The 25,560-nt window shown below is 42.4% G+C and carries 28 protein-coding genes and 1 tRNA gene; 7 read left to right on the forward strand and 22 right to left on the reverse strand.

Going from position 1 to position 25,560, the window contains the following annotated elements; translation table 11 throughout:
• Positions 1-103 precede the first annotated feature (103 nt).
• The 4 genes from bioD to bioB are packed head-to-tail and all read right to left on the reverse strand — an operon-like array spanning position 104 to position 3,725.
• Entirely contained in the window at positions 104-787 is a 684-nt protein-coding gene (gene bioD / locus HGO23_RS13255) for a dethiobiotin synthase (protein ID WP_209026953.1), read from the reverse strand.
• The gene (gene bioC, locus HGO23_RS13260) at positions 777-1,550 is read right to left on the reverse strand and encodes a malonyl-ACP O-methyltransferase BioC (RefSeq protein ID WP_244967807.1); all 774 of its coding nucleotides are present in this window, start codon (positions 1,548-1,550) and stop codon (positions 777-779) included. The genes bioD and bioC overlap by 11 nt, the downstream gene beginning before the upstream one ends.
• Complete coding sequence (gene bioF, locus HGO23_RS13265; protein WP_209028787.1) at positions 1,534-2,685, reverse strand: 8-amino-7-oxononanoate synthase; 1,152 nt, start codon at positions 2,683-2,685, stop codon at positions 1,534-1,536. The genes bioC and bioF overlap by 17 nt, the downstream gene beginning before the upstream one ends.
• Positions 2,685-3,725, reverse strand: a complete 1,041-nt coding sequence (bioB, locus tag HGO23_RS13270) for a biotin synthase BioB (RefSeq protein ID WP_099134548.1) — start codon at positions 3,723-3,725, stop codon at positions 2,685-2,687. The genes bioF and bioB overlap by 1 nt, the downstream gene beginning before the upstream one ends.
• A 96-nt stretch (positions 3,726-3,821) precedes the next feature.
• Here bioB and bioA point away from each other — a divergent pair, with 96 nt between their 5' ends.
• Positions 3,822-5,102, forward strand: a complete 1,281-nt coding sequence (bioA, locus tag HGO23_RS13275; RefSeq protein WP_209026955.1) for an adenosylmethionine--8-amino-7-oxononanoate transaminase — start codon at positions 3,822-3,824, stop codon at positions 5,100-5,102.
• A gap of 254 nt (positions 5,103-5,356) precedes the next feature.
• Entirely contained in the window at positions 5,357-5,929 is a 573-nt protein-coding gene (locus HGO23_RS13280) for a hypothetical protein (protein ID WP_209026956.1), read from the forward strand.
• A 73-nt stretch (positions 5,930-6,002) separates the two neighbouring features.
• Here HGO23_RS13280 and pgl read toward each other — a convergent pair whose 3' ends face one another.
• The gene (gene pgl, locus HGO23_RS13285) at positions 6,003-6,989 is read right to left on the reverse strand and encodes a 6-phosphogluconolactonase (protein ID WP_209026957.1); all 987 of its coding nucleotides are present in this window, start codon (positions 6,987-6,989) and stop codon (positions 6,003-6,005) included.
• 148 nt (positions 6,990-7,137) lie between these two features.
• Between pgl and HGO23_RS13290 the strand changes: the two genes are divergently transcribed.
• Positions 7,138-7,953, forward strand: a complete 816-nt coding sequence (locus tag HGO23_RS13290) for a pyridoxal phosphatase (RefSeq protein ID WP_209026958.1) — start codon at positions 7,138-7,140, stop codon at positions 7,951-7,953.
• Between the two features lie 109 nt (positions 7,954-8,062).
• On the opposite strand, the gene modC is transcribed toward HGO23_RS13290, so the two are convergent.
• From modC to HGO23_RS13310, 4 genes are all read right to left on the reverse strand, one after another.
• Positions 8,063-9,127, reverse strand: a complete 1,065-nt coding sequence (modC, locus tag HGO23_RS13295) for a molybdenum ABC transporter ATP-binding protein ModC (protein WP_169923012.1) — start codon at positions 9,125-9,127, stop codon at positions 8,063-8,065.
• Positions 9,121-9,813: a molybdate ABC transporter permease subunit gene (modB, locus tag HGO23_RS13300; RefSeq protein ID WP_099134542.1), complete on the reverse strand. Its 693-nt coding sequence runs from the start codon at positions 9,811-9,813 to the stop codon at positions 9,121-9,123. Before modB ends, modC begins: the two co-directional genes overlap by 7 nt.
• A 17-nt stretch (positions 9,814-9,830) precedes the next feature.
• Positions 9,831-10,613, reverse strand: a complete 783-nt coding sequence (gene modA, locus HGO23_RS13305) for a molybdate ABC transporter substrate-binding protein (protein WP_209026959.1) — start codon at positions 10,611-10,613, stop codon at positions 9,831-9,833.
• A 256-nt stretch (positions 10,614-10,869) separates the two neighbouring features.
• Positions 10,870-11,016, reverse strand: coding sequence for an AcrZ family multidrug efflux pump-associated protein (locus HGO23_RS13310; protein ID WP_099134540.1), 147 nt, complete (start codon positions 11,014-11,016; stop codon positions 10,870-10,872).
• Positions 11,017-11,227: 211 nt separating this feature from the next.
• Between HGO23_RS13310 and modE the strand changes: the two genes are divergently transcribed.
• The 4 genes from modE (at position 11,228) to gpmA (ending at position 15,865) form a co-directional block, all read left to right on the forward strand.
• On the forward strand, positions 11,228-12,034 hold the full coding sequence (gene modE, locus HGO23_RS13315) for a molybdenum-dependent transcriptional regulator (protein ID WP_209026960.1): 807 nt from the start codon (positions 11,228-11,230) through the stop codon (positions 12,032-12,034).
• Between the two features lie 220 nt (positions 12,035-12,254).
• Positions 12,255-13,736, forward strand: a complete 1,482-nt coding sequence (modF, locus tag HGO23_RS13320) for a molybdate ABC transporter ATP-binding protein ModF (protein WP_209026961.1) — start codon at positions 12,255-12,257, stop codon at positions 13,734-13,736.
• Between the two features lie 220 nt (positions 13,737-13,956).
• Positions 13,957-14,787: a CPBP family intramembrane glutamic endopeptidase gene (locus HGO23_RS13325; protein WP_099134537.1), complete on the forward strand. Its 831-nt coding sequence runs from the start codon at positions 13,957-13,959 to the stop codon at positions 14,785-14,787.
• 325 nt (positions 14,788-15,112) lie between these two features.
• Positions 15,113-15,865: a 2,3-diphosphoglycerate-dependent phosphoglycerate mutase gene (gpmA, locus tag HGO23_RS13330; protein WP_209026962.1), complete on the forward strand. Its 753-nt coding sequence runs from the start codon at positions 15,113-15,115 to the stop codon at positions 15,863-15,865.
• Positions 15,866-15,930: 65 nt separating this feature from the next.
• Here the strand turns inward: gpmA and aroG are convergent, their stop codons facing one another.
• The 13 genes from aroG to cydB all read right to left on the reverse strand — a co-directional run bounded on the left by aroG (position 15,931) and on the right by cydB (position 25,560).
• Positions 15,931-16,983: a 3-deoxy-7-phosphoheptulonate synthase AroG gene (gene aroG, locus HGO23_RS13335; RefSeq protein WP_099134535.1), complete on the reverse strand. Its 1,053-nt coding sequence runs from the start codon at positions 16,981-16,983 to the stop codon at positions 15,931-15,933.
• Positions 16,984-17,266: 283 nt separating this feature from the next.
• Complete coding sequence (gene pnuC / locus HGO23_RS13340) at positions 17,267-17,968, reverse strand: nicotinamide riboside transporter PnuC (RefSeq protein ID WP_099134534.1); 702 nt, start codon at positions 17,966-17,968, stop codon at positions 17,267-17,269.
• A gap of 269 nt (positions 17,969-18,237) precedes the next feature.
• Positions 18,238-18,313 (reverse strand) — tRNA-Lys (locus tag HGO23_RS13345).
• 167 nt (positions 18,314-18,480) lie between these two features.
• On the reverse strand, positions 18,481-19,245 hold the full coding sequence (gene cpoB / locus HGO23_RS13350) for a cell division protein CpoB (RefSeq protein ID WP_209026963.1): 765 nt from the start codon (positions 19,243-19,245) through the stop codon (positions 18,481-18,483).
• A 9-nt stretch (positions 19,246-19,254) separates the two neighbouring features.
• A complete protein-coding gene (pal, locus tag HGO23_RS13355) occupies positions 19,255-19,761 on the reverse strand; it encodes a peptidoglycan-associated lipoprotein Pal (protein ID WP_099134532.1) in 507 nt (168 codons plus the stop codon).
• A gap of 43 nt (positions 19,762-19,804) precedes the next feature.
• Positions 19,805-21,112, reverse strand: coding sequence for a Tol-Pal system beta propeller repeat protein TolB (gene tolB / locus HGO23_RS13360; protein WP_209026964.1), 1,308 nt, complete (start codon positions 21,110-21,112; stop codon positions 19,805-19,807).
• Between the two features lie 166 nt (positions 21,113-21,278).
• Positions 21,279-22,298 carry a cell envelope integrity protein TolA gene (gene tolA, locus HGO23_RS13365; RefSeq protein WP_209026965.1) on the reverse strand — a complete coding sequence of 340 codons (1,020 nt, stop codon included), beginning with the start codon at positions 22,296-22,298 and terminating at the stop codon, positions 21,279-21,281.
• 35 nt (positions 22,299-22,333) lie between these two features.
• Positions 22,334-22,765: a colicin uptake protein TolR gene (gene tolR / locus HGO23_RS13370; protein WP_099134529.1), complete on the reverse strand. Its 432-nt coding sequence runs from the start codon at positions 22,763-22,765 to the stop codon at positions 22,334-22,336.
• A 23-nt stretch (positions 22,766-22,788) separates the two neighbouring features.
• Complete coding sequence (gene tolQ, locus HGO23_RS13375; RefSeq protein ID WP_209026966.1) at positions 22,789-23,478, reverse strand: Tol-Pal system protein TolQ; 690 nt, start codon at positions 23,476-23,478, stop codon at positions 22,789-22,791.
• A complete protein-coding gene (ybgC, locus tag HGO23_RS13380; protein WP_169923010.1) occupies positions 23,475-23,879 on the reverse strand; it encodes a tol-pal system-associated acyl-CoA thioesterase in 405 nt (134 codons plus the stop codon). Before ybgC ends, tolQ begins: the two co-directional genes overlap by 4 nt.
• 124 nt (positions 23,880-24,003) lie before the next feature.
• Positions 24,004-24,291: a cyd operon protein YbgE gene (gene ybgE, locus HGO23_RS13385; RefSeq protein ID WP_099134527.1), complete on the reverse strand. Its 288-nt coding sequence runs from the start codon at positions 24,289-24,291 to the stop codon at positions 24,004-24,006.
• Positions 24,291-24,407: a cytochrome bd-I oxidase subunit CydX gene (gene cydX / locus HGO23_RS13390; protein WP_099134526.1), complete on the reverse strand. Its 117-nt coding sequence runs from the start codon at positions 24,405-24,407 to the stop codon at positions 24,291-24,293. Before cydX ends, ybgE begins: the two co-directional genes overlap by 1 nt.
• A 13-nt stretch (positions 24,408-24,420) precedes the next feature.
• A complete protein-coding gene (cydB, locus tag HGO23_RS13395) occupies positions 24,421-25,560 on the reverse strand; it encodes a cytochrome d ubiquinol oxidase subunit II (RefSeq protein ID WP_209026967.1) in 1,140 nt (379 codons plus the stop codon).

Here is a 25,560-nt window from a genome sequence, read left to right on the forward strand (position 1 = left end):
AAAAATAGCGCAATAATTGTTAAAATGAAGCATATTTTATACCAACACCTCAATTTAAACCCATTTATTCAGGGGTCTACTTTAACTAATGGAGAATAAATAATTAGTTAACCAATAAATCAATATTTATATATTCTCCAATATTATTTTTTTTATCTGAGTCACTTAAATGGGGTATAACACCAAGTAACGGCGCAGAAATCATCCGTTTTAATGTTGCTAAATACTCATCCTGACGCTTGCCAGCAGGTTCAATTTCATTAGCAATCCAACCCACTAATTCCAAACCTGCATCTCGAATAACTTTTGCTGTTAAGACTGCATGGTTAATACAGCCCAATTTGATCCCTACTGTCAAGATCACAGGCAGTTTTTCCTGAACTACCCAATCTGCAAAAGTGGTATTTTCAGATAACGGCGTATACCAACCACCAGCCCCTTCAACTAACACCCAATTCGCTTTTGCCGCCAATTTTTCCAGACCTTGTGACATCACAGTAAACTCGATCGGCTGATTGAGTTCAGCACTGACAATATGGGGAGAAGTAGGTTCAACAAATACTAATGGATTAACTTCCTGATAAGACAGAGATACTGAACTGTTATACTGCAAAGCCAAAGCATCGCCATTACGTAACCCTTCCGAAGTCACTTCACTGCCTGATGCCACTGGTTTATAACCCGCAGTTTGATAGCCTTTTTTATTCGCCGCTTGTAACAAGGCGCAACTGACAACCGTTTTACCCACTTCGGTATCAGTCCCAGTAAGAAAGTATTTATTTGTCACAGTAAATGACTCCGAAAGCAATTTGATAGCTTAATGGATAATTCCCATTATTTCTCGGATACACTTCTGAAAGAGCATTCAGGCGTTTTCTCGTCATCAAGCCCTGTTGACGGCCACGATGAAGGTGTGTAGCTCCGATACCTTTCAAGGAATTCAATAAAGGCAGCAACTGTGGATAATACTGACTATATTGCTTGTGTATGAATTGATGCCGATACGGTTGACACGCACCAGCAATTGCCTGCAAGGGCAGAAATTGATTGATGTGTCGATAAGAATCAATGCGCTCCCATGCTGCTTCCAGTTCACACAGTGAACCCTGTGCAAGAGTGGAGAATAAAATAAAACCTCCGGGACGGGTTACGCGATGGAATTCCTGCAATGCACATGGCAGATCATTACACCACTGTACAGCCAAGTTACTGAAACAGATATCCACACTACTATCTGCCAGCCCTAAATGCTCAATATCGCCTTGCAGATAATAGTCAGCAACTTGCTGACTTTGAGCATGGTTTAACATGCCGGCAGCCAGATCCAATGCAATAACCTGTTTACCCCATTGTTTCCAGCGTTCACTAAAAAAACCTGTGCCACAACCGGCATCCAATACCCGCATACCAGTATCTTCTGCCCGTGCCAATTCCATCAGGTATTCCCCGGTTTGTTGTTGCAGCTTCGCAGCAGTGTCATAGTAAGAGGCAGCCCGGCCAAAAGCCCCCGCAATCGCCTGTTTATCAACATATTTAACAGCCAGATCCACGCAATGCCTCCAGTAATACATCAATATCTTGTCGGGTATGATTTGCTGTCAGTGTGACACGCAAGCGGGCACTATCCGGTGGTACTGTCGGTGGAAGAATCGCTTTCACCCATACTTTTTGTTGCATAAGCAAGTGGGATAAGGCGATACAACGTTCATTATCACCAATGATCACAGGTTGAATAGCAATTTCAGAATCCATCAGGGAAAAAGGTAAGTTTTGCGCCTCACGGCGAAAATAACGGATATTATTTTGCAGACGATAGCGTAATTCGTCTCCAGCCCGGATTTGCCGCACAGCTTCAGAAAGAGCTACAGCCTGAGCAGGCGGCATAGACGTGCTGTAAATCAAGTGTCGGGAATATTGAATCAGGTACTCTGCGGTCTGTTCATCACACAACACAGCCGCACCACTCAAACCAAATGCTTTACCAAATGTGACGATTAAAAGCTCTGGTTTCACATCCTGTAACCAACAACTGCCCCGTCCTTCATCCCCACGAATACCGATACCGTGAGCATCATCAACCATTAACCAACTGCCCGTAGATTGTGCTTGTTGTGCAATCACATCAAGTGGTGCGCTATCTCCATCCATACTGAAAATGCCCTCAGTGACCACTAATGTTTTACCTGCACACTCTTTTGCCAGATGCTGTTTCAGAGAATCAGGATTATTGTGCAGAAAGCGCCGCAGTTGAGCTGGAGATTGCATAGCTGCTTCCATCAATGAAGCATGGCTCAGGCGATCAGCAATGATACGATCCTCTTTTTCCATCAATGCGGCTATCACTCCTTGATTAGCGGCATAGCCAGAAATGAACAGTAAAGCCCGGGAATAACCAAGCCACTCTGCCAGTTGTTGCTCCAACATATAGTGAGCTGCGGTATAACCTGTAACATGCCCCGAACCACCGCTGCCTACACCATACTGCTCCGCCCCTTGTTGCCAGGCGGCAATAATTTGCGGATGTTGGCTCAATCCGAGGTAGTCGTTACTGGAAAAGTTCAGGTACTGACCATCAGAAGTGTCTAAGAGTTGCCCATCTGAACCCAAATGGACCTGCCTGCTACGCCATAAAGATGTGCCCCGGCGTTCAGCCAAACGCCGGGAGATAGAATCTGACCAATTCATCATATTGCCGCATTATAGAATTGTTCATTATCAGTATTGTTTATAAGTGCTTCTGTCAGGTATTGCTGCTGCTGATTGTCACCGAATGCTGTTTTTGTCTGTTGAGGATTGATGCCCAATCTGCGGAACAGTTGCAGGTCTTTGTCTTCCTCAGGATTCGGGGTCGTCAGCAATTTACAACCATAAAAAATAGAGTTGGCTCCGGCCATAAAACACATAGCCTGAGTCTGTTCATTCATCTGTTCACGCCCTGCGGATAAGCGGACATGAGATTTCGGCATCATGATCCGAGCCACCGCAATGGTGCGGATAAAGTCAAATGGATCGACGTCTTCGTTACTTTCCAACGGTGTTCCTTTCACTTTTACCAGCATGTTGATTGGCACACTTTCAGGCGGTTTCGGCAGGTTTGCCAGTTGTACCAACAATGCTGCCCGGTCACGAATTTCCTCCCCCAAACCCACAATACCTCCAGAGCACACCTTAATGCCTACATCCCTGACATTTTCCAGTGTATCCAGCCTGTCCTGATAACTGCGTGTGGTAATGATATTGCCGTAAAATTCCGGTGAGGTGTCCAGATTATGGTTATAGTAGTCCAGACCCGCCTCTGCCAGACGCTGTGCCTGAGATTGATTCAACATTCCCAGTGTCATACAGGTTTCCATGCCCAATGCCTTAACTTCTTCAACCATCTTCTCCAGATAAGGCATATCCCGTTCGTGTGGGTTTTTCCATGCTGCCCCCATACAAAAACGGGTTGAACCCGCACTTTTTGCTTTGCGTGCAGATTCAATGACTTTTTCCACTTCCATCAGGCGTTCTTTTTCCAGACCAGTTTTATAACGGGAACTTTGTGGACAATACTTACAGTCTTCTGGACAGGCTCCAGTTTTTATTGAAAGAAGTGTACTGACCTGTACTTGCTGTGGATCAAAATGTTCGCGGTGTATCTGCTGTGCCTGAAACAATAATTCAAAAAAAGGTTTATCAAACAGCACCTGCGCCTGTTTGATGGTCCATTGTTGACGCTCACTCACAGTAATTTCTCCAGTGTGAAAAAACGTTGTCAGTTTAAATAACGCCGCTATCATGTCAACTAAAATAGACCACAAAAGGTTTACAATAAATTTGTCATGAATCTTTCAGATATTGAATTCGACCTGCGCCATATCTGGCATCCGTATACATCAATGAGCAATCCCCTGCCGACTTATCCTGTTGTTTCAGCCAGTGGCGTTGAACTGGTATTGTCAGATGGTCGTAAGTTAATTGATGGTATGTCTTCATGGTGGGCCGCTATCCACGGCTACAATCATTCTGTACTTAATGAAGCGGCAATGTCGCAAATTGACAAGATGTCTCATGTCATGTTTGGCGGTATTACCCATCCACCTGCTATTGAGCTGTGTAAACAGCTAGTAGCAATGACCCCTTCACCATTAGAGTGTGTTTTTCTGGCCGATTCTGGATCTGTTGCCGTGGAAGTTGCCATGAAAATGGCGCTGCAATATTGGCAAGCCAAAGGGAAAAAACAGAAAAAAAGACGCCAGAAATTTCTGACACTACGTCATGGTTATCATGGCGACACTTTCGGCGCAATGTCGGTCTGCGATCCTGATAATTCAATGCATAGCCTTTATAAAGGCTATCTCCCCAATCATCTGTTTGCGGATGCCCCTCAATCCCGTTTTGATGGTGAATGGCAACCAGAAGATATCGCTTCTTTCCGGCAATTAATGCAACAGCATCATGATGAAATCGCCGCTGTTATTCTGGAACCGATTGTTCAGGGAGCAGGTGGAATACGAATTTATCACCCTGAGTATTTGCGTCAGGTTCGTCAGCTTTGTCATGAATACCAAATTTTGCTGATTGCGGATGAAATCGCTACTGGATTTGGCCGCACAGGCAAGTTATTTGCCTGTGAACATGCTGATATCGAACCAGATATTTTATGCTTAGGTAAGGCACTGACAGGTGGTTATATGACGTTATCCGCAACGTTAACAACCCGCCATGTAGCAGAAATCATCAGCCAGAGTGAGGCTGGCTGTTTTATGCATGGCCCAACTTTTATGGGCAATCCACTGGCTTGTGCCGTTGCCAGCGCCAGTCTGAAACTACTGACTGGAAGCCAGTGGCAACAGCGTATTCAATCAATTGAATCCCAGTTAAAAAGAGAGTTACTATCTCTGAAATCACATAAAACTGTTAAAGATGTGCGGGTATTAGGTGCAATTGGCGTTGTAGAAATGAAACAGCCTGTTGATATGGCCTCTCTACAGCATCATTTCGTACAACAGGGGGTTTGGATAAGACCATTTGGACGCTTAATTTATTTAATGCCTCCTTATATTATTCAGCCTGGGCAGTTGTCGAAACTGACAAATGCTATTACTGATGCAATAATTTAACAATTAAGGTCAGCATTAATAATGATGCTGGCTTTATTTCTTCCTCAAAATTTAATTCTCTCTTCTATTTTTCTACTTACTTATTTATCGATTTATGTCATTAAACTCGCCATATAATTACCCTGTTTAACCTCGAAAATCAGTCATTGATAAATATTAGTAACTAATTGGCTATATTCTTCATCATTTAAAAATAAATTTTCTGATATATTGCGTACACTGTCATATTTATTCTAACTAGAGAGGGATATATCATGAATCAAGAAAATTTAGTTGTACCTTCTAAAGAAGAGCTGGAAGCTATATTTACACAGTCTAACGACATGTATGAGCAAGAACAATCACATTATGAGGCAATAGCAAAAGAGAAACCTGAGCTGGCTCATTTATTTGGGAAAAACCCTGGGGCAAATTCATTACCTCATCCAGGCTTAAATATAACAGAATATGTCAGTGGATATTTTAATATTAACACATACCTCCAGTATGGAAGTTATCCGTTTATTCAAGTATCATCTTATCCTGTTTTAATTGGAACTGCTCCGAATACAAGAAGGAGTGCTAATTTCAATGGGTATATTTATGGTGGATATAATATGCCACAATTGAATTTTAACCATCTCTATCTTGGCGGTGTGATACACCATACCAATACAATTATAAACACTCCACTTAATTTCCAACTTTTCATTTACCCTCAAAAAATCTATCTGCGTTTATTTAAAGGACATGTTTATTTGGGAGATTTAATTTCTGTATATCAACATCATATACTGGTTACATATCCTATTGTTTTCTCAGGGGTTGGCACCTTTAACCTTGCTTAAAAGACAACGGATATCAGTATAATTCTTCAGAAGAAGAATCAAATGCCGCGCTAAAAATTTGCGCGGCTTCTAATTACAATGCCAATACTGTTACCCACATAGGGCTTTTACCAACCGGATAACGTGCCAGTTGGGTCAGTTCTCCGGTGTATTTATCAATGCTGGATACTGAAATATGATCGGATTTCTGCCCTGAAGAGATTAAAAAGTTACCACTGTAATCTATGGCAAAACCACGAGGCTGACTTTCTGTCAGGGAATGTCCTGCTAATGTCAGATGATAGCCATCTTCTGAAACACGGAAGTGACTAATCACACTTTCAGAACGCTCACTAGTATAGAGATGGCGGCCATCCGGCGTGATATGAATATCCGCAGACCAACGGACACTAGAAAAATCAGCAGGCAATGAATCAACAGATTGTACTATGCGGTACTTTTCCCATTTACGCAGCACATTCACGGTTGAATCGAGTTCATTTATACAATAAATTGCCTCTTTTTCTGGATGAAAAGCCATATGGCGTGGACCTGCACCCGCTTCTGTTGTGATTTCGTCAGCACGGCTTTCTGCCAGATATCCCTGCTCATTCAAATCAAAAATACGAATATGATCTTCTTTCAAACATGGAACCAATAACTGGCGATTCTCCCAATCAATATTGGCCGAATGTGGCGCTTTCAACCCTTCTACAATTTGGGTCGGCGCATTAACCACACCATTTTTGTCAATAGGGTGAACACTTAAATTATTGAAGCTATAGGAAGCAGAAAATAAAAAACGCCCTGCTTTATCCGTTGAAATATGGGTCGGGCTACCCGGTAATGGGGCAATGGCTTGCTGCTGCAATCGCCCATCAGAACCAATTTTATAAGTGACGATGTTGAATTGAGGTCGTATCCCTACATATAAGTGTTTACCATCAGGATTAACCACCATCGGTTGTACTTCACCCGGTACATTTACCGTTTGGAGTAACGAAAGTTCTCCAACAATATTCAGAGACCAGACATGAATCTGACGACTATTCGGACTGGCTGTATAAACCACTTGTTTCATTTTCTCTCCTTAAAGCTCCATCACTATTTTATTGATCTGTAATGATTCTTGGAAAAATTTGTTTGTTAAACCAGGTGTATATCGGTTTAACTGTTTTTAATTAACATATAATATTTGCTTAAATCATCAACAACCTAGAGGCTAACTCATGTCATACCGCGTTATCGCGCTGGATCTGGATGGAACATTACTTGATCCACAAAAAAATATTCTGCCAGAGTCAATAACAGCCCTAAATGAAGCTTGCCAGGCGGGTATTAAAGTCTTGATTGTCACTGGGCGTCATCATGTTGCCATTCACCCTTTCTATCAAGCACTCCAACTCGATACTCCGGCTATTTGCTGTAACGGGGCTTATTCATACGATTACCACGCTAAAAAGGTTCTGGCTGCCAATCCTCTCTCTATTCAAGAAGCCTCTCAAGCACTTTCTTATTTGCAAGATACGGAAGTTGAGCATCTGATGTACGTTGATGATGCTATTTTATATGAATTTCCACACACAGTTTCCCGTACCCTTGCGTGGTCAAATTCTCTGCCTGAACACCAACGCCCTATTCTCCAGCACATCAAGAATTTTCAGGAAGCTCTGCACAATGTGAATTTCATCTGGAAGTTAGCCACCAGCTCCCCCGATTTAGAGAAACTGCGTGAGGTCAGCGAGCAGATTGAGAAAAATGTGGGCCTGGAATGTGAATGGTCATGGTTTGACCAAATCGATATCACTAAAAAAGGCAATAGCAAAGGAATGCGTTTACAGCAATGGGTAGAGTCACAAGGGATGAGCATGAAAGATGTCATTGCCTTTGGCGATAACTTTAATGATCTCAGTATGCTGGAAACCGCAGGCTTGGGTGTTGCTATGGGAAATGCTGTTGATGATGTCAAAACACGGGCAGATCTTGTCACGAAGAACAATACTCAGCCCGGTATTGCGGAAGTAATTCGAAAATATGTGCTTTAGTTTTTCACTTAATTAGCCGGATTCAAGGGGAAGTGAAAAACAGTTTTACTCCCCGTACCACCGACTCTGTTCTTTTTTCTCAGTAATTTTCTTTCGTGAATAGTTGTTTTTACAAGTGACGATTCAGTGAAATACTCTTTATCTGAGCATATAACCATTGCCCTGTGCGTAAGTTAAGCTCTTCCCGCGCCCATAGTGTGATCCTTGCCCATAGAAATTGATCGCTTAACGACAATTTGACATCAACCTGACCAGCCTCTTCAAAGATCTCGATGACCTTCACCAGTAAGGTATTACGGATACTGCTGCCTCTTGGTGGTTCTAATATTAAAGAGACATCCGATGCATCAATTCGGATATGCAAATCAGTTCCTGCAACTGTATCAATTTTCGGCAGCCAAAGGGCTTTATCTCCCACCGCTACCGCCGTCATCTGATGACGTTGGTGGTGATCCATCACAGTCACAGGTAATATGCTGCTAAGACTCTCTTTTTGTAACCACGGACGCAGTATGCTGTTTGACCATACTTCTTCCAGTGAACCTGTGGCTCTGATTTTTCCCTTATCCATAACAACAACGTTATCTGCTAAACGGATAACTTCATCCAAACTATGACTGACATACAGGATTGGGATCTTGACGTCGTAAGACAATTTTTCCAGATAAGGCAACAATTCACGTTTACGCGGCAGATCCAGTGAAGCCATTGGTTCATCCATCAACAGTAATTCAGGCCCGGTCAGTAATGCACGCCCAATTGCAACTCGCTGTTTTTCACCTCCTGATAAAGTCATCGGGAAGCGGGACAGTAAATGTTCAAGACCGAGTAAATCTACAATTTTATCAAATTGCAGTTGCATATCGGGTGACATGCCATATTGCAAATTCCCTTTGACCCGATAATGAGGAAAAAGACGGGCATCCTGAAACACATATCCAATTCGGCGCTTTTCTGGTGGCAGAAGAATTTTTTGTTCTGTATCAACCAAGATACGTTCATTCAAGGCAATTCTGCCTTTTTGCGGTCGGGTTAAACCAGCGATGACATTGATTAACGAAGTTTTACCTGCCCCTGAAAGCCCAAATATGGCGGTAATGCTTTCTGTTGGCAAAGTGGTATCAATCTGCATATGCAGATCACCCAAACGCTGTTTAAAACTTAGCTCTAACATGCCGCCCCCAACCGCTTTCTTCCCCAACGAGTTAACCACTCAGAGATCAACAATGAAACCAAGGCGAGTACTACAGCAATGACACATAAACGAGCGGCTGCCGTTTCTGCACCAGGCATTTCAATCAATGTGTACATAGCCAGAGGGATGGTGCGTGTTTCTCCGGGGATATTCGATACAAAAGTGATTGTTGCACCAAATTCCCCCAGTGAACGGGCAAACGCCAGCACAGAGCCAACAATTATTCCCGGTAATGAAAGCGGTAAAGTAATGGTAAAAAAGACTTTAAGTGAACTTGCTCCTAATGTGCGTGCGGCCTGCTCCAGACGAAGGTCTATGGCCTCCAATGCCAACCGGATAGCCCTGACCATTAGCGGAAAAGATACAACTGCCGAAGCCAGCGCCGCTCCTGTCCAGTTAAACGCAAAGCTAATGCCAAACCAATTATAAAGAAATTCCCCAAGCACACCTCGACGTCCCATGCTGATTAACAACAGATAACCAACAACAACCGGAGGTAATACCAGCGGCAGATGGATAAGGCTATCAAGCAGAGACTTTCCAAAAAACTGACAGCGCGCCAAAACCCATGCCATCAAGATCCCTAATGGCAAACTGAATAACACCGCAATACCTGAGACTTTCAGGCTCAGTAAAATTGCCTGCCATTCATATTCACTTAACATCTCCAAAAGAATAGTTCCTACAGTGGACTAAAACCGTAACGTTTGAAAATGTTAACGGCTTCAGGGGTTTTGAGATAATCATAAAAATCACGTACCGCCTGATTTTCATGACCTTTAATAATTGCAATGGGATATTCCACTGGTTTATGACTTTCTTGCAGGAATATACCAACCACTTTCACTTTCTTGCTGGCAACGGCATCAGAACCATAGACAATTCCCAATGGTACTTCTTCCCGTTCCACCAAAGCCATACCACTGCGTACATTATTGGTACGAGCCAACAATGGGTTAACCAAGTTCCATGCTCCCAGATACTGAAGGGATTCTTTGGCATAAATACCAACAGGAACATGATCAGGGTCACCAACCGCTAAACGTCCTCCAGACAATAAAGACTGCCATTTTGTTTCTCGATTAATATCGACTTTATTCAGTTTACTCTCTTTGGGAGCAATCAAGACCAGTTGATTCCCCAGCAAAGTATGACGAGTATTTTCAACAATGAGGTTCTTATCAGAAACATAATCCATCCATTGTTGATCAGCAGAAACAAAGATATCTGTGGGCGCTCCCTGCTCTATCTGGCGAGCTAATGTTGAAGACGATGCGTAAGAAGCGACAATATCTCCCCGATTTTCTTTTTTATACTGCTCAGCAATATCATTAAGTGCATTCGTTAATGATGCAGCAGCGAAAACAGTCACTCTCTCCGCAGCCCAACTATTTCCGACAAGTGCAAAAGAAACTACGGCTCCTGTCAGTAACTGATAAAAATTCTTTGCGATGCGCTTTTTCATGTTGTATTCCACTTATGATAACCAAGACGGTGCGCTGTATATAACAAGATACAACGTTAAATGAAAATACTATTCTGAGATTAATCGGCAAGTTGTGAGCCAATTTTAGCTTTTGTGTTCACTCAGGGCAGGTGTTGCAATCTAGATGTGGAGAATTTTTATTTGAAAGCTGGCAGTTGATGAGAAAAAAGCGTAAAGCAAAAAAATTACCCGGAAAAACCGGGTAAGATAAACTCTGATAATCAATCAACTGAAATCAAAGCTTCCGTTCAAGATTTTTCGTTTCATTTTTGGAAATAATGTTAAACAGCTCGCCAAGTCCATAAATCAATCCCAGAATTACTACCATGACAACAGGAACCATGACCAGCGAAAACGCCATACTTTTAATCAACTCAAACATGTAAACCTCATATCATGAGTGACTATCATCTAGTCCAAAATAAACTGTACCGTATTTAACTCTCTTTTCCCCTATCAGAGCAAGAGCAACGTACTGCACAGACGACAATCTCGCTATTCTAGACAATAAAAAGGTAACAGTAACCGACGAAACGTGCGATTCTTATGGTTATTCTGTAAAAACTTTCAAATAGTTGCCTGAATAAATCACTATGCAAGCAGAAATATTGTTAACACTCAAATTGCAGCATCGGGTTTTCGCCGATCCCCGACGAATCGAGTTACTAAAACAGATTAAAATCACGGGTTCCATCAGTCAGGGAGCCAAGCAAGCTGGTATCAGCTATAAAAGTGCCTGGGATGCTATCAATGAAATGAACCATCTCGCAGATGAGTTAATGGTTGATCGTGCAACTGGTGGTAAAGGTGGTGGAGGTGCCCAACTTACACGTTATGGTGAACGTCTGATACAACTCTACGATCTGCTGGAAAAAATTCAGCAAAAAGCATTTGATGTTCTCAATCAGGATTCATTGCCTTTGGATAGCCTGTTGGCAGCCATATCCCGCTTTTCCCTGCAAACAAGTGCCAGAAATCAATTTTTCGGAACAATTGTCGAGCGTGATTATGAGAACATTCAGCAAAATATCCGTATCCTGCTGGCTGATGACAAAACATCAATCTGTGTTGCGGTAACAGAGCAAAGCGCTAACCGATTAAATCTGGTAAAAGGCAAAGAAGTGATCGCCTTAATTAAGGCTCCGTGGATTACCTTAAGAAAAGGCACTGTAGCTGCAACTTCCTCCAACAATATCTCTTTTGAGAATAGGTTATCTGGCCAAATCAGCCAGATTGAAACAGGAAAACAATGCAGTGAAATTATCCTGACCCTTGATGGCGGTGAATCGCTCTGTGTCACGTTATCCAATCAGGAAATAGAAGATTTGGCTCTTCAACTGCATGATCCCGTGACTGCGCTTTTTAATGCAGATAAGGTGATTATTGCAGCACTATATTAATTAGCGATATGTTATTGATGCTTGCCCCCTGATACTTACTGTCAGGGGCATCTGTACTGTTGTTGTGACAATTGTTGTAACGATTTCTGTAACAATTTTTGTACCTCCCTTCCTAAAATATCAACCCATAACGAATAACAGACGGTTACTCATTGACATTGAACATTATTACGCTTATTTCTGTGATCCTTTAGTTGATGTTGCTTAAAAAGGAATAGAAATGTCTGAATTGCAAGTAAAGCAAGGTAGTTTCCGTTTAAGTGACACCCGTATTCTGCGGCTACCGTCACTAAAAATTATTTCCGGGGAAAGCTGGGCATTTGTCGGCGCGAATGGCAGTGGAAAGTCTTCTCTGGCTCGTGTTTTATCAAATGAATTAACTCAACTGACAGGTGAAACACATTGCTCTTTTCATACTCCGATACGACTCTCTTTCGAGCAGCTTCAGCAGCTGATCGATGAAGAATGGCAATGCAACAATACAGGTTTGCTCAGAGAAGAAGAAGATACGGGACGTACTGCCGCAGAAGTGATCCAAATGTATCACAAAGACAATGAATTGTGCCTTGAACTGACAAAATACTTTGGCATTAAAGACTTGCTGTCACGCCGTTTTAAATATCTTTCTACTGGAGAAGTACGCAAAGTATTGCTTTGCCAGGCATTAATGGCCGATCCAGACCTTTTAATCCTTGATGAGCCTTTTGACGGGTTAGATGCTTATGCCAGAAATCAGTTATCTCAGTTATTAGAGACTCTGACCACAAAAGGCATCACTCTGGTTTTAATCTTAAACCGATTTAACCAGATCCCTGATTTTGTCGAACAAATTGGTGTATTGGCCGATTGTCATTTGACGTTAGCCGGAGAAAAAAAGCGTATTTTGGCTGAATCTCTTGTCGCACAGTTAGCACACAGTGAAGCTCTAAAAAATATTCAACTACCAGAGCCAGATGAATATCGGATTGATAAGCAACTCCCCGCAGATCAACCTTTAGTATCAATGCACAATATGGTTGTTAAATACAACGATAAACCAATATTACATGGCCTGAACTGGCAGATTATCCCTGGTGAACACTGGCAAATCATCGGTGAAAATGGTGCTGGAAAATCCACTCTTCTCAGTCTGATCACTGGCGAGCATCCTCAAGGTTATAGCAATCACCTGGTTTTATTTGGCCGCCAACGAGGAAGTGGTGAGACTATCTGGGATATAAAACGTCATATTGGTTATGTCAGCAATAGTATTCATCTCGAATACCGTGTCAGTACCAGCGTCCGCAATGTTATCCTCTCCGGTTTCTTCGACTCTATCGGGCTTTATCAGGCAGTTTCAGATCGCCAGCAACAATTAGCTGATGAATGGCTAATACTGTTAGGTTTATCCGGCGCAACTGCAAACAGTCCATTTCATAGCTTGTCGTGGGGACAGCAGCGGTTGGTATTGATTGCCCGCGCTTTAGTGAAACATCCGGCATTATTAATTCTGGATGAGCCATTACAAGGGCTTGACCCACTTAATCGTCAATTAGTCCTGCGCTTCATTGATATCATGATTAGAAGTGGTGATACTCAACTTTTGTTTGTTTCTCACCACCAGGAAGATGCGCCTGAGTGTATTACTCATCGGCTGAAATTCATTCCTGATGGTGATGTCTACCGATATGAAACAGAGCTGACTTCTCGCTCACTTTCGTGATGACTTAATAATACCCCCTCTCAAATGAAACTAAGAGAGGGTAAGTCTACACACTGCACCGTCTCTCGAATGAAGAAGATTGTGCGCCAGTTCACAGAATGGTACGGAACACTTTTTTGGTATTTTTTATTATTTTTTTTGAATTTTTCTTCTCTTGCTATAAAATCCCAGTCTATTTTTAGACTATTTACCTATTTTTTCAAAAATAACCGAGAGTTGTATGGGCTGGACTTTACTTGCTGCTTCGTTGGCACTGCTAGATATTCGCCAAAAAATCGCTTTTTTCATTGCACTTTTAGCGATTGTTGTTGGGATCAGCACTCACGTGCTGGCCTATCCCGCGATTATCTCACTATTAATGATAAGTGTGTTGGGTGTAACACATATCTATTTCAATACCAAAAAACATGCTATCGGTAAAAACATTACCGAATTGCTATTGGTTATCGTGAGTATTTTGTTATTTATACATTACATCCCCGGTTTTCATAACCTGAAATATCTGAATAAAGTACAAGTTGGGCCACTCAGCGCCCCTTTTTCCATGTATTTTAATTTTGATAAAGCTTTGATCCCCTTTATTTTATTATGCTGCATGCCGAGTTTATTCCGCCGTAATCCGGTGGTTAATGCTCCTACACATGGTTGGGCACTATTAATCACAACTATACCTGCGTTATTAGGACTCGCGACTGTTCTCGGTGGATTATCCGTTGAACTCCATCTCCCTAACTGGTTTCCTGTATTTGTTGCTGCCAATATCTTCTTCGTTTCATTGGCAGAAGAAGCCTTGTTCCGTGGTTATATTCAACAAAAACTCAGCCAGTGGATGAGCCCTTATTTTGCACTTATCATAACTTCGCTACTATTTGGTGTTGCCCATCTTGCTGGTGGTGCCCTGCTGATGGCTTTCGCAACACTGGCGGGTCTGATTTATGGTATAGCATGGATGTGGAGTGGACGTTTATGGGTAGCTGTCGGCTTCCACTTTACGCTCAATGTATTACATCTGCTGTTTTACACTTATCCGATAAAAGCAGTAATCAGCTAAACGGAATCTGATTCCAACCAAATCTCCAGTTGCAGCCATACTCAATAAATTTCAAGATACAGTTCAACGGCAAGGGAACAAACTCCGGGGAACATAGATCTATATAACAGATACTAGGTAACCAAGATGAGTGAACATCGCCAATAAAGCTACAATTTGAAAAATGGCAGGAATAATCAGGCTGCAACTGTCTCCAGATGTGCCCAAATATGATTTAAAACAGGTGATTCGAGACTATTGTTTGCCGTTTCAGTCTATCGCACCATATAATGCCACCAGCAAACATTTCATTTTGTATTAAAAAGTAATGATAGGAGTTTAAGCTATGGCTGTAACTAAGCTGGTCCTTGTAAGGCATGGTGAAAGTGAGTGGAACAAAGAAAACCGCTTTACCGGTTGGACTGATGTTGAACTGTCTGATAAAGGCCGCACTGAAGCACAACAAGCTGGTCAATTGCTAAAACAAGAAGGTTTTACTTTTAATTTTGCCTACACTTCTGTTTTAAAACGTGCCATTCATACTTTGTGGAATATTCTGGACCAAGTCGATCAGCAATGGCTGCCAGTTGAAAAAAGCTGGAAACTGAATGAACGCCATTATGGTGCACTGCAAGGTCTGGACAAGGCTGAAACAGCGGCTAAATACGGTGATGATCAAGTTAAATTGTGGCGTCGTGGGTTCGCAATCACGCCTCCAGACCTGACTAAAGATGATGAACGTTATCCTGGTCATGATCCTCGCTATGCAAACCTGAAACCAGAAGAACTTCCTGTCACAGAAAGTCTGGCAACCACTATCGAGCGTGTTGTCCCTTATTGGGAAGAAATTATCAGACCTCGTGTTGCAAACGGTGAAAAAGTCATTATTGCCGCTCATGGCAACTCTCTGCGTGCGCTGGTGAAATATCTGGACAACATGGGCGAAGATGAAATTCTTGAATTGAATATCCCAACTGCTGTGCCATTGGTTTATGAATTTGACGAAAACATGAAACCAATCAAACACTATTATCTGGGTAATGCTGATGAGATAGCTGCAAAAGCAGCCGCAGTAGCAAACCAAGGTAAAGCGAAGTAATTCAAACTATCTCTTGAATATAATAAGCAAAAGCCGGAAACCACTCCGGCTTTTTTCATACTACTTTAACCCCGGCGAGCTCTGACAGCCTGAGATAATTGCCGCAATAAAGTCTCTGTATCATCCCAACCAATGCAGGCATCTGTCACACTTTGGCCATAAACCAGAGGTTCGTCACCATCCAAGCTTTGGTTGCCTTCAACCAGATTGCTTTCAACCATCACACCAATAATCGCAGTTTCTCCTGCGGAAATCTGACCACAAACATCAGTGCCAACATCCATTTGCCTTTTGAATTGCTTCGCGCTGTTTGCGTGGCTAAAATCAATCATTACCCGTGGCGCCAATCCTGCTTTTATTAACCCTTCTTTAACAGCACCGACATGTTCAGCACTATAATTAGGTTCCTTACCACCACGCAGAATAATATGACAATCCTGATTACCTGTGGTGTTAACAATTGCAGAGTGGCCCCATTTAGTCACTGACAGAAAACAGTGTGGTGAGCTGGCTGCATTAATAGCATCAATCGCCACTTTTATTGTACCGTCAGTACCATTTTTAAAACCAACCGGGCAAGAAAGACCAGATGCCAACTCACGATGAACCTGGGACTCTGTTGTACGCGCTCCTATTGCTCCCCAGCTCATGAGATCTGCAAGATATTGAGGTGTGATCATATCAAGGTATTCACCTGCTGCTGGTAATCCCATATCGTTAATATCGATCAGAAGTTTACGTGCTACACGTAATCCATCGTTAATATCAAAACTACAATCCATTTTCGGGTCATTAATTAACCCTTTCCAACCGATTGTAGTACGAGGTTTTTCAAAATAAACCCGCATCACGATTTCCAAATCTGCCTTCAATTCCTTACGTAATTTGTTCAGGCGCTCTGCATATTCCAATGCAGCCTCTGGATCATGAATTGAGCACGGGCCAATTACTACCAATAGCCGATCATCTTCACCCGCTAAAACGTTATGAATAGCTTCACGAGCTTCACGGACAGTAATAGCAGTATCTTTTGTTGCAGGAAATTTTTCGAGCAATGCAACTGGTGGTAATAATTCTGTTATTTTCCTTATTTTTATATCGTCATTCTGGTAATTCATCGACCTTCCACCTAATGTGTTTACAGTTATTTGAAATAATTTTGTGATCTCAATCTAACTGTTAGGCGCTATTCTGTAAATAATCTTTGTAGGTAAGAAAAGAACTTTTTTCATAGAAGAATAAGAATATACATAAAAATTATGTAGATTCAGATGATTAAATTAATAAAGCAGGAACTTGCAAGATGGAGCAAATAAACGAAATATCAATAACAGGCTATAAGCCAATTAATGACTTATAGCCTGCGCTAACTGTTAGTTTGCGTTTTTAATAGATTACACTTTATTCATTATTTTTAGCTGCTTTGATCCACAAACGAGCACCATTCAGAGCGATCCCCGTCAGGATAATGTACTGCAACGACATAGCCAGAACACCTTGATAGAAATAAATCACTACACTAATAACATTAATGATCACCCATATCAGCCAATTTTCCACATGCTTACGGGTCATTAAAATCATTGCCACTATTGATAGCACTGTCATCACTGAATCCCAGAATGGGAATGCATCTGGCTGTAAATTCGGCATGGTAATATTAGATCCTATACCCTGTAAGGCAAGAACCACAATTTTTGCCATATAACCAAAGATCTGATTAATATTGAATGTCATGATCAGGATGAAAACGATAGAAACTACCGCCACACTGAGCATTTGTTTAGGGTTTAGCCAACGGATCTTTAATTCTATCTGTTTCTGTTCGTTGACCCGACTCCAGGCATACCAGCCATAAATATTAGCGGCGAAGAAAAAGATTTGTAGAATAAGACTGGCATAGAGTTGAATTTGGAAAAATATCACAGCAAATAATGACACATTAATCACACCAAACAGGTAATTAATAATTTTTTCCTGACTGGCGAGCCAAATACATAATAAGCCCGCAATTGTACCAACAGCTTCTACGTATGAAAGGTTATAACCGTCTGCTCCTAGCGGAATATGTACCAATATGTTATGAATGTTGAAAAAATCCATGCTTTCTTATCCTTAACCATAAATGATGTTTAGTATATTAATACAGAAAACGTAAAGTTAAGATGAAAATCGACTATTTTGCCCTACATTGTTTTACATACTAAACAAGATAGCCAATCTGTAAGCGAATGTCTTCAAATATTTTAAAGTTTTTAATATGATATAGAGGAGTTAATTTCGGCTCGAACCTGCAACCCATTAAGTAAAGATCAACCGCTCTACCGACTGAGCTAACGATCTATCTGGGGAGTGTCTGATGGAAACTTAGATGGTGGGTCGTGCAGGATTCGAACCTGCGACCAATTGATTAAAAGTCAACTGCTCTACCGACTGAGCTAACGACCCATCTAAATCTTGTCTGGCATTGCTTTTCTTATTGCTTGCCAACGGCGGCATATATTACTGATTTCTCTGCGAGGCGCAACGTTTATTTTATCAAACCCCGTTTAAACGCCTATTAATCGGCCAATTATCCCCAAAAAGACCGATAAATAACCTCTTGGGGATAATTATTACATTCCTGCAATCTTTTTTTCGGCCATTTTAGCCGCACTAGTACCAGGGTATTGCTTAACCACCTGTTGATAAACTGCCTTCGCCTTATCCTTTTGCCCTTTTTCCTGCATGATCAAACCAACTTTATACAGAGAATCACTGCTTTTCTGTGATTTAGGATAATTTTTCACTACGGTCGCAAAATAATAAGCCGCATCATCTTTCTTACCTTTGTTGTAATTCAACTGGCCTAGCCAATAGCTGGCATTCGGTAAGTATTTCGACTTAGGATAAACTTTGACAAAATTCTGGAATGCTACGATAGCTTTATCATATTCCTTAGTATTGATAGCCAAAGCGACAGCGGCATCATAATCTCCCTTTTCACTTCCTGTGCTAGTGGCGGCAGCGGGCTGATTATCAGCCCGCTTTTCCACTGGAGTAGCTGCATTATCGTTTTCTGCACCTGAAGGGTTAGTGATTTTATCCAACTGCTGATAAATATCTTTCTGGCGCTCAATGATCTGATTTAATTGATACTGATTTTCCTGAATCTGGCCTCGGAGTGTATCAATATCACGCTGAGAATCAGCAAGCTGTTGCTGGAGTTGAGTTAATAACTGACTATGAGCGTCGGAAATACGCTCTAATTGGGAAAGACGCTCATCTGTGGAGCCTGAGCCGACATTACTGATTGGCGCTCGGGCGGTAGCGACCCAAGGAGCCGCTACGCCAACCAATAACGACAGACCCAATACAAAACGTCTGAAGTTACTGTTCATGCCTTACTCTTAGTATACGATTACAGCGCGACGATTTTTAGCGTATGCTGCTTCGTCATGACCAAGTACAGCTGGGTTTTCTTTACCATAAGAAACGATAGCAAGCTGGTCAGCTGAAACACCTTTGCCTTGCAGATACATTTTAACTGCATTTGCACGACGCTCACCCAGAGCGATATTGTATTCAGGAGTACCGCGCTCATCCGCATGGCCTTCAATAGTTACTTTAACAGATGGATTGCTACGCAGGAATGCAGCATGTGCATCCAACATCTGAGCAAATTCGCTGTTAATGTCGTATTTATCGAAACCGAAGTATACGATGTTATTGTTTTGCAGCTCTTGCATCTGCTGACGTGCTAATTCTTCAGCAGACAAACCTGCTTTAGAAGAATTATCAACAGTGCCTACACCAGACTGATCATTGTTGCCATTTTTGTTAGTGTTAGTACACGCTGCTACGGCCATGATTGGTAAAGCTAACATCAGCCCTTTTAGCACTTTGTTCAGTTGCATCTCTTTGATCCTTTTATAGTTTGCCATACATACTTATTATGCATCACAGATACGGCGACCAGGCAGGAAATTTAACCTGTCCATCGGTAGCCGGAAGACGCGCTTTGAAACGCCCGTCAGTCGAAACTAGCTGCAATACAGTCCCCAACCCTTGAGTGGAGCTATAAATAACCATAGTGCCGTTAGGTGCGATACTCGGCGTTTCATCTAGAAACGTATCTGTCAAAATCTGGACAGATCCCGTTACCAGATCCTGTTTGGCGATGTGCTGACTGCCACTCGCTGTACTAACCATAACGATAAAAATACCGTCTGGACTCACATCAGCATCTTGGTTTTGTGAACCTTCCCAAGTCAGTCGTTGTGGAGCACCGCCATTAATATCGATTTTATACAATTGTGGACGACCACCCTGATCAGAGGTATAGACCAGTGTCTGGCTATCCGGCATCCAGCTCGGCTCAGTATTGTTACTGCGGCCATCAGTTATTTGACGAATCTGCCCTGAAGCCAAATCCATCACATACAAATTCAAACTACCTGTTTTAGATAGCGCAAAAGCGAGCTTAGCCCCATCAGGGGAGAATGCTGGCGCTCCATTGTGGCGAGGAAATGAAGCTACATGACGAATTGCTCCTGTTGCCAATGTTTGGATAACCAGAGAAGAACGGCCACCTTCAAATGTCACATATGCCAGTTGAGAATTGTCTGGTGACCATGCCGGTGACATTAAAGGTTCTGCTGAACTGCGTACCGAAGTTTCGTTATAACCGTCATAATCAGAAACACGCAATTCATACGAATACTTATTCGTAACAGCCCTCTTAACCACATAAGCTATACGAGTGGTGAATGCGCCTTTAATACCTGTCAGCTTTTCAAATACTTCATTGCTGGCTGTATGCGCAGCATAGCGTAGCCATTTTTTCTCAACTGGAAATTGATTCTGCGCCAATACTGAACCCGGTGTCCCAGCTACATCAACCAACTGATAGGAAACCAAAAATTTACCATCAGCGGCAGGTTGAATTTGCCCCACAACTACAGAATCTATTCCAAGCGCAGACCATACCGCAGGTGTTACTTCAGACGCTGTAGTAGGTTGTTGCGGCATACGATCCGGAGTAATGGGATTAAATTTCCCACTGTTCCTCAAATCAGCAGCAACAATTGAACCGATTTCTTCTGGCGGATTACCTGCACCAGTCCATTTAAATGGAACAACGCCAATAGGACGGGCAGAGTCAACACCTTCTGTAATTTCAATACGAACTTCTGCATGAGCAAACGTTGCCCATAGCATCAGAAAACCCAATAATGCTTTAAACGTCAGTTTAAAAGTTTGCTTCATCATCTCTCCCTTATCGCGATCGATATGCCAGCAATAATCCGCCGGATTCTAACAAACGCCAACAAACAAAACCAGATACATAAATAAAATCTAATAATTTTATTTATGTAAATAAATTATCCGAAGTTTCATCTAATAAATAACACATTTCCACCAAATATTTACCTTACTGTGGTTTAAAGTCTAGTGAGAAACTCTTGAAATGTTCATAAACCTCTTTACTTGGTGGACGTGGCATTTTGGTTTGATTCGCCGCGGCAATTGCAGCCCTACATAATGCGGGGTCGCCACCATTAGCCTGAACACTAATCAACATACCATCTGATGCCAATTTTATGCTCAAATCACAAGTACGCCCTAAGTACAAACTCGGATCACGAAAATTCTTCTGGATAGCGGCCCGAATTTGCCCTTTATAATTATTGATATCCGATTCAGAAACGCCACTTTTCTTACTACCGCCTTTACCTGCAGCGGAGGCTCCACCTTGCTGTTTGGGTGCATTAGACGTTAATCCCCCAAGCAGATCATCGACTGCCTGAGCCTCTTTTTGGGCTTCAGCCTTAGATTTGGCTTCAGCTTTAGCTTTCTCTTCAGCAGCAGCTTTAGCTTTTGCCGCTGCTTCCGCTTTTGCCTTCGCTTCGGTTTCAGCTTTTCGTTTCGCTGCTTCTTCTGCTTCTTTCTTAGCTTGGGCTTCTGCCTTTCTCTGAGCTTCTGCCTGCTCTTTCAGAATTCTTTCTTGCTCCGCTTTCGCTTTAGCAGCAGCCTCTTCGGCAATCTTTTGCTCTTCACGGGCCTTAGCCGCCGCAGTATCAGCCAGCTTTTTCTGTTCTTCCGCGGCTTGCTGTGCTTTTATCCGCTCTTCTTCTGCGGCTTTTAGCCGCTCCTGCTCTTCTGCCTGTTTAGCACGCAATTCGGCTGCCTGCTGTTCAGCTTTTTTCTTCCGCTGCTGCTCAGCCAGCTTTGCATTAGCCTGCTGTTGCTGCTGCTGGTTATATTGCTGAACTACCGCATTCGGATCGACCATAACGGCATCAATCACCGTACCACTATTTCCACCGCCTCCCATTTCTGTTTTTTGCTTCAAAGACCCCCAAATCAGGAATCCGAACAGAATAATGTGCAAAATAATCGAAATGATAATGGCACGATTTAGCCTACTGTTTTGCTTGTTTGTCTTTCCCACGCTCGACATCCAGAAACTTTAAGTAAAAGCCGCCATCAGGCACCAATAGGCTGAGTCATTAAACCAACCGATTTCACACCCGCTTGACGAAGCATATTCAGTGCTTTGATGATTTCATCATAAGGGACTTCCTTTGAACCCCCAATCAAGAAAATTGTTTTTGGGTTAGCTTTCATCAAGGTTTGAGCTTCAGCAATAATTTGCTGCTCAGGTAATAATTCTAAACGCTCCTGATTAACAACCATGTTGTACTGCCCTACCCCAGAAACTTCTACAATAACAGGTGGATTATCAGAACTGGAGACGGTTTTGGAATCCACCGAATCAGGTAAATCAACTTCTACGCTTTGTGTGATAATCGGGGCGGTTGCCATAAAAATCAGCAGCAAAACCAACAACACGTCCAGCAAGGGAACGATATTGATCTCGGATTTTAGCTCACGTCTGCGACTACGAGTGCGCGCCATTCGCTTTTTCCCCTTACGATGAATTACGACTTATTGGAATTGGAAACAAAAGCCTGACGATGCAAAATCGCCAGAAATTCTTCCATAAAATTGTCGTAACTTTGTTCCAGTTTATTGACACGCTGGTTCAGACGGTTATAAGCCATCACCGCCGGAATTGCAGCAAACAAACCAATTGCTGTTGCAATCAAAGCTTCCGCAATACCAGGGGCAACCATTTGCAATGTTGCCTGTTTCACTGCTCCCAGAGCAATAAAAGCGTGCATAATCCCCCAAACTGTGCCGAACAAACCGATATAGGGGCTAATAGAACCGACAGTACCCAGAAATGGGATATGATTTTCCAATGTTTCTAATTCACGGTTCATTGAAATTCTCATAGCGCGGGAAGCTCCCGTAATGACAGCCTCTGGTGCATGGTTATTCGCCTGATGTAAGCGAGCGAATTCTTTAAAACCAGAATAAAAAATCTGTTCAGTACCACTTAAAGAATCACGGCGTGACTGGCTTTCTTTATAAAGACGGGATAACTCAACCCCAGACCAAAATTTATCTTCAAATGCTTCCGCTTCCCGAGTAGCAGCATTCAGGATTCTTGTTCGTTGAATAATAATTGCCCAAGAAACTACAGAGAAGCCAATCAGGATTAACATGATCAGCTGCACTAAAAAGCCTGCCTTCAGGAATAAATCTAGGATGTTCATGTCAGTCACTGCTTAAACTCCGCGACAATAGACTTTGGAAGCGCAATAGGCTTCATTTGAGATGAATTTACGCAGACGATCAGACATTCTGCGTTACTGATAACTACATCATTACCATCAACAATTCGTTGAATAAATGTCAGTGAAGCACCACGGATGTTCGTTATCTCGCTTTCCACAACCAACTGATCATCCAGCCTCGCTGGTTTCCGGTAGTCAACAGTCATGCGGCTGACAGCAAAACCGACTTGTTCATCCAACATATACTTTTGGTGGAAGCCCTTATCACGCAACATCTCTGTACGCGCTCTTTCATAAAAAGCCAAATATTGAGCGTGATAGACTATACCACTAGCATCTGTGTCTTCGTAATAAACACGGATAGGCCAACGGAACAACATATTACTCACATATAATCCTAATCAGGCGAATTGACGCTGTCACTATACTCAAGACAATAGCGCTTTGGAATGACTTGTTATTAAAGAAATCAAAAAAATTTATAAGCCAACGTCCTATAAAATCATAAATAGTTTACTTAAGGAAATGATATAAGCCAAAAATCAGAATCAAAAATGCAGGTAATGGATGAAAAAAAAGACGCCAGATAAAATGTTTAGGGTTAAATCCAATGCCAAAAATGACCCCAGAACACACCGCCCAGATCAGTAAAATGCCTTGCCATACAGGCAATGAACTTGTGTTCGCAGCAAAACGTGTTGGATCCCACAATACACATCCAGCAAGTACCAAAGCCATTATGAGGATAAGGGCCCTCAGCAGGCCCTTATTCATCAGTTGGTAAAACTTTTCAACCAACATTATCTTTCGTCACTCTCAGTTACTTTTTCTGATTCACTATGCTCAAGTGCCAAAGCTGCAATAACTGCAAAACTACAAGCTAAGAGCGTTCCCAGAATCCAAGCAAAATACCACATGCTCTATGCTCCTTTAGTACAATGAGTGTTTGTTGTTTTCAATGTAGCTCTTATCCAAACGCCCAAAGGTTTTGTAGTAACACCAAATGGTGTATGACAGAATGATAGGAACGAAGATAAGCGCAACAATGAACATAACTTGCAACGTCCACTGACTGGATGTCGCATCCCACATAGTCAAACTGACATTCGGATTAAGGCTTGATGGCATCACAAACGGGAACATGGATATTCCTGCGGTCAGAATAATACAAGCAACCGTCAATGATGAGAACAGGAACGCCCAGGCACCTTTATCCAATCGGGTCGCCAGCATAGTCAACAAAGGAAGAATAACACCCAATGCAGGTATCGCCCACAATACTGGCCGATTATCGAAGTTAATAAGCCATGCCCCTGCTTGTTGAGCAACTTGTTTATGCAATGGATTAGATACTCCATTCACATCCAGACCACCAGTCACAACATAACCATCAATGCCATAAACCAGCCACACTCCCGCTAGTAAGAAAGCCACAGCGGTTATCAATGCACAAACGTGTGTCGCAGCACGGGAACGCAAATGCAATTCACCCGTAGTACGCATTTGCAGGTAGGTTGCCCCTTGTGTCGTAATCATCATCAAACTGATGATACCTGCCAGCAACCCATAAGGGTTCAACAGCTCAAAGAATGACCCTTCATAGGAAACCCTCTGGTCTACATCTATCATCAGTGGTACACCTTGCAGCAGGTTACCGAATGCAACTCCAATGACTAATGGAGGTACAAAACTGCCAACAAACAGCCCCCAGTCCCACATGTTACGCCATTTTCTGTCTTCCAGTTTTGAACGATAGTCAAACCCTACAGGACGGAAGAACAACGCAGCCAACACCAAAATCATCGCTACATAGAAACCGGAGAAAGCGGCAGCATATATCGCTGGCCAGGCAGCAAACAATGCACCACCCGCGGTGATTAACCATACCTGGTTACCATCCCAGTGAGGTGCAACCGAGTTAATCATGACACGACGTTCAGTGTCGTCTTTGCCGATAATCCGCAGCAGGATACCAACACCCATGTCAAAACCATCGGTCACTGCAAACCCGATTAGCAATACACCAATCAACAGCCACCATATAAATCGTAACACTTCATAATCAAGCAT

It is taken from the genome of Xenorhabdus budapestensis, from assembly GCF_017743015.1.
Classification (GTDB): Bacteria; Pseudomonadota; Gammaproteobacteria; order Enterobacterales; family Enterobacteriaceae; genus Xenorhabdus; species Xenorhabdus budapestensis.

What these genes read in the sequence shown, in the direction of transcription:
- bioF (WP_209028787.1), bottom strand. Translation starts at nt 2,685, where the DNA reads ATGAATTGGTCAGATTCTATCTCCCGGCGTTTGGCTGAACGCCGGGGC.
- bioA (WP_209026955.1), top strand. Translation starts at nt 3,822, where the DNA reads ATGAATCTTTCAGATATTGAATTCGACCTGCGCCATATCTGGCATCCG.
- HGO23_RS13280 (WP_209026956.1), top strand. Translation starts at nt 5,357, where the DNA reads ATGAATCAAGAAAATTTAGTTGTACCTTCTAAAGAAGAGCTGGAAGCT.
- pgl (WP_209026957.1), bottom strand. Translation starts at nt 6,989, where the DNA reads ATGAAACAAGTGGTTTATACAGCCAGTCCGAATAGTCGTCAGATTCAT.
- HGO23_RS13290 (WP_209026958.1), top strand. Translation starts at nt 7,138, where the DNA reads ATGTCATACCGCGTTATCGCGCTGGATCTGGATGGAACATTACTTGAT.
- modC (WP_169923012.1), bottom strand. Translation starts at nt 9,127, where the DNA reads ATGTTAGAGCTAAGTTTTAAACAGCGTTTGGGTGATCTGCATATGCAG.
- modB (WP_099134542.1), bottom strand. Translation starts at nt 9,813, where the DNA reads ATGTTAAGTGAATATGAATGGCAGGCAATTTTACTGAGCCTGAAAGTC.
- modA (WP_209026959.1), bottom strand. Translation starts at nt 10,613, where the DNA reads ATGAAAAAGCGCATCGCAAAGAATTTTTATCAGTTACTGACAGGAGCC.
- HGO23_RS13310 (WP_099134540.1), bottom strand. Translation starts at nt 11,016, where the DNA reads ATGTTTGAGTTGATTAAAAGTATGGCGTTTTCGCTGGTCATGGTTCCT.
- modE (WP_209026960.1), top strand. Translation starts at nt 11,228, where the DNA reads ATGCAAGCAGAAATATTGTTAACACTCAAATTGCAGCATCGGGTTTTC.
- modF (WP_209026961.1), top strand. Translation starts at nt 12,255, where the DNA reads ATGTCTGAATTGCAAGTAAAGCAAGGTAGTTTCCGTTTAAGTGACACC.
- HGO23_RS13325 (WP_099134537.1), top strand. Translation starts at nt 13,957, where the DNA reads ATGGGCTGGACTTTACTTGCTGCTTCGTTGGCACTGCTAGATATTCGC.
- gpmA (WP_209026962.1), top strand. Translation starts at nt 15,113, where the DNA reads ATGGCTGTAACTAAGCTGGTCCTTGTAAGGCATGGTGAAAGTGAGTGG.
- aroG (WP_099134535.1), bottom strand. Translation starts at nt 16,983, where the DNA reads ATGAATTACCAGAATGACGATATAAAAATAAGGAAAATAACAGAATTA.
- pnuC (WP_099134534.1), bottom strand. Translation starts at nt 17,968, where the DNA reads ATGGATTTTTTCAACATTCATAACATATTGGTACATATTCCGCTAGGA.
- cpoB (WP_209026963.1), bottom strand. Translation starts at nt 19,245, where the DNA reads ATGAACAGTAACTTCAGACGTTTTGTATTGGGTCTGTCGTTATTGGTT.
- pal (WP_099134532.1), bottom strand. Translation starts at nt 19,761, where the DNA reads ATGCAACTGAACAAAGTGCTAAAAGGGCTGATGTTAGCTTTACCAATC.
- tolB (WP_209026964.1), bottom strand. Translation starts at nt 21,112, where the DNA reads ATGAAGCAAACTTTTAAACTGACGTTTAAAGCATTATTGGGTTTTCTG.
- tolR (WP_099134529.1), bottom strand. Translation starts at nt 22,765, where the DNA reads ATGGCGCGCACTCGTAGTCGCAGACGTGAGCTAAAATCCGAGATCAAT.
- ybgE (WP_099134527.1), bottom strand. Translation starts at nt 24,291, where the DNA reads ATGTTGGTTGAAAAGTTTTACCAACTGATGAATAAGGGCCTGCTGAGG.
- cydX (WP_099134526.1), bottom strand. Translation starts at nt 24,407, where the DNA reads ATGTGGTATTTTGCTTGGATTCTGGGAACGCTCTTAGCTTGTAGTTTT.
- cydB (WP_209026967.1), bottom strand. Translation starts at nt 25,560, where the DNA reads ATGCTTGATTATGAAGTGTTACGATTTATATGGTGGCTGTTGATTGGT.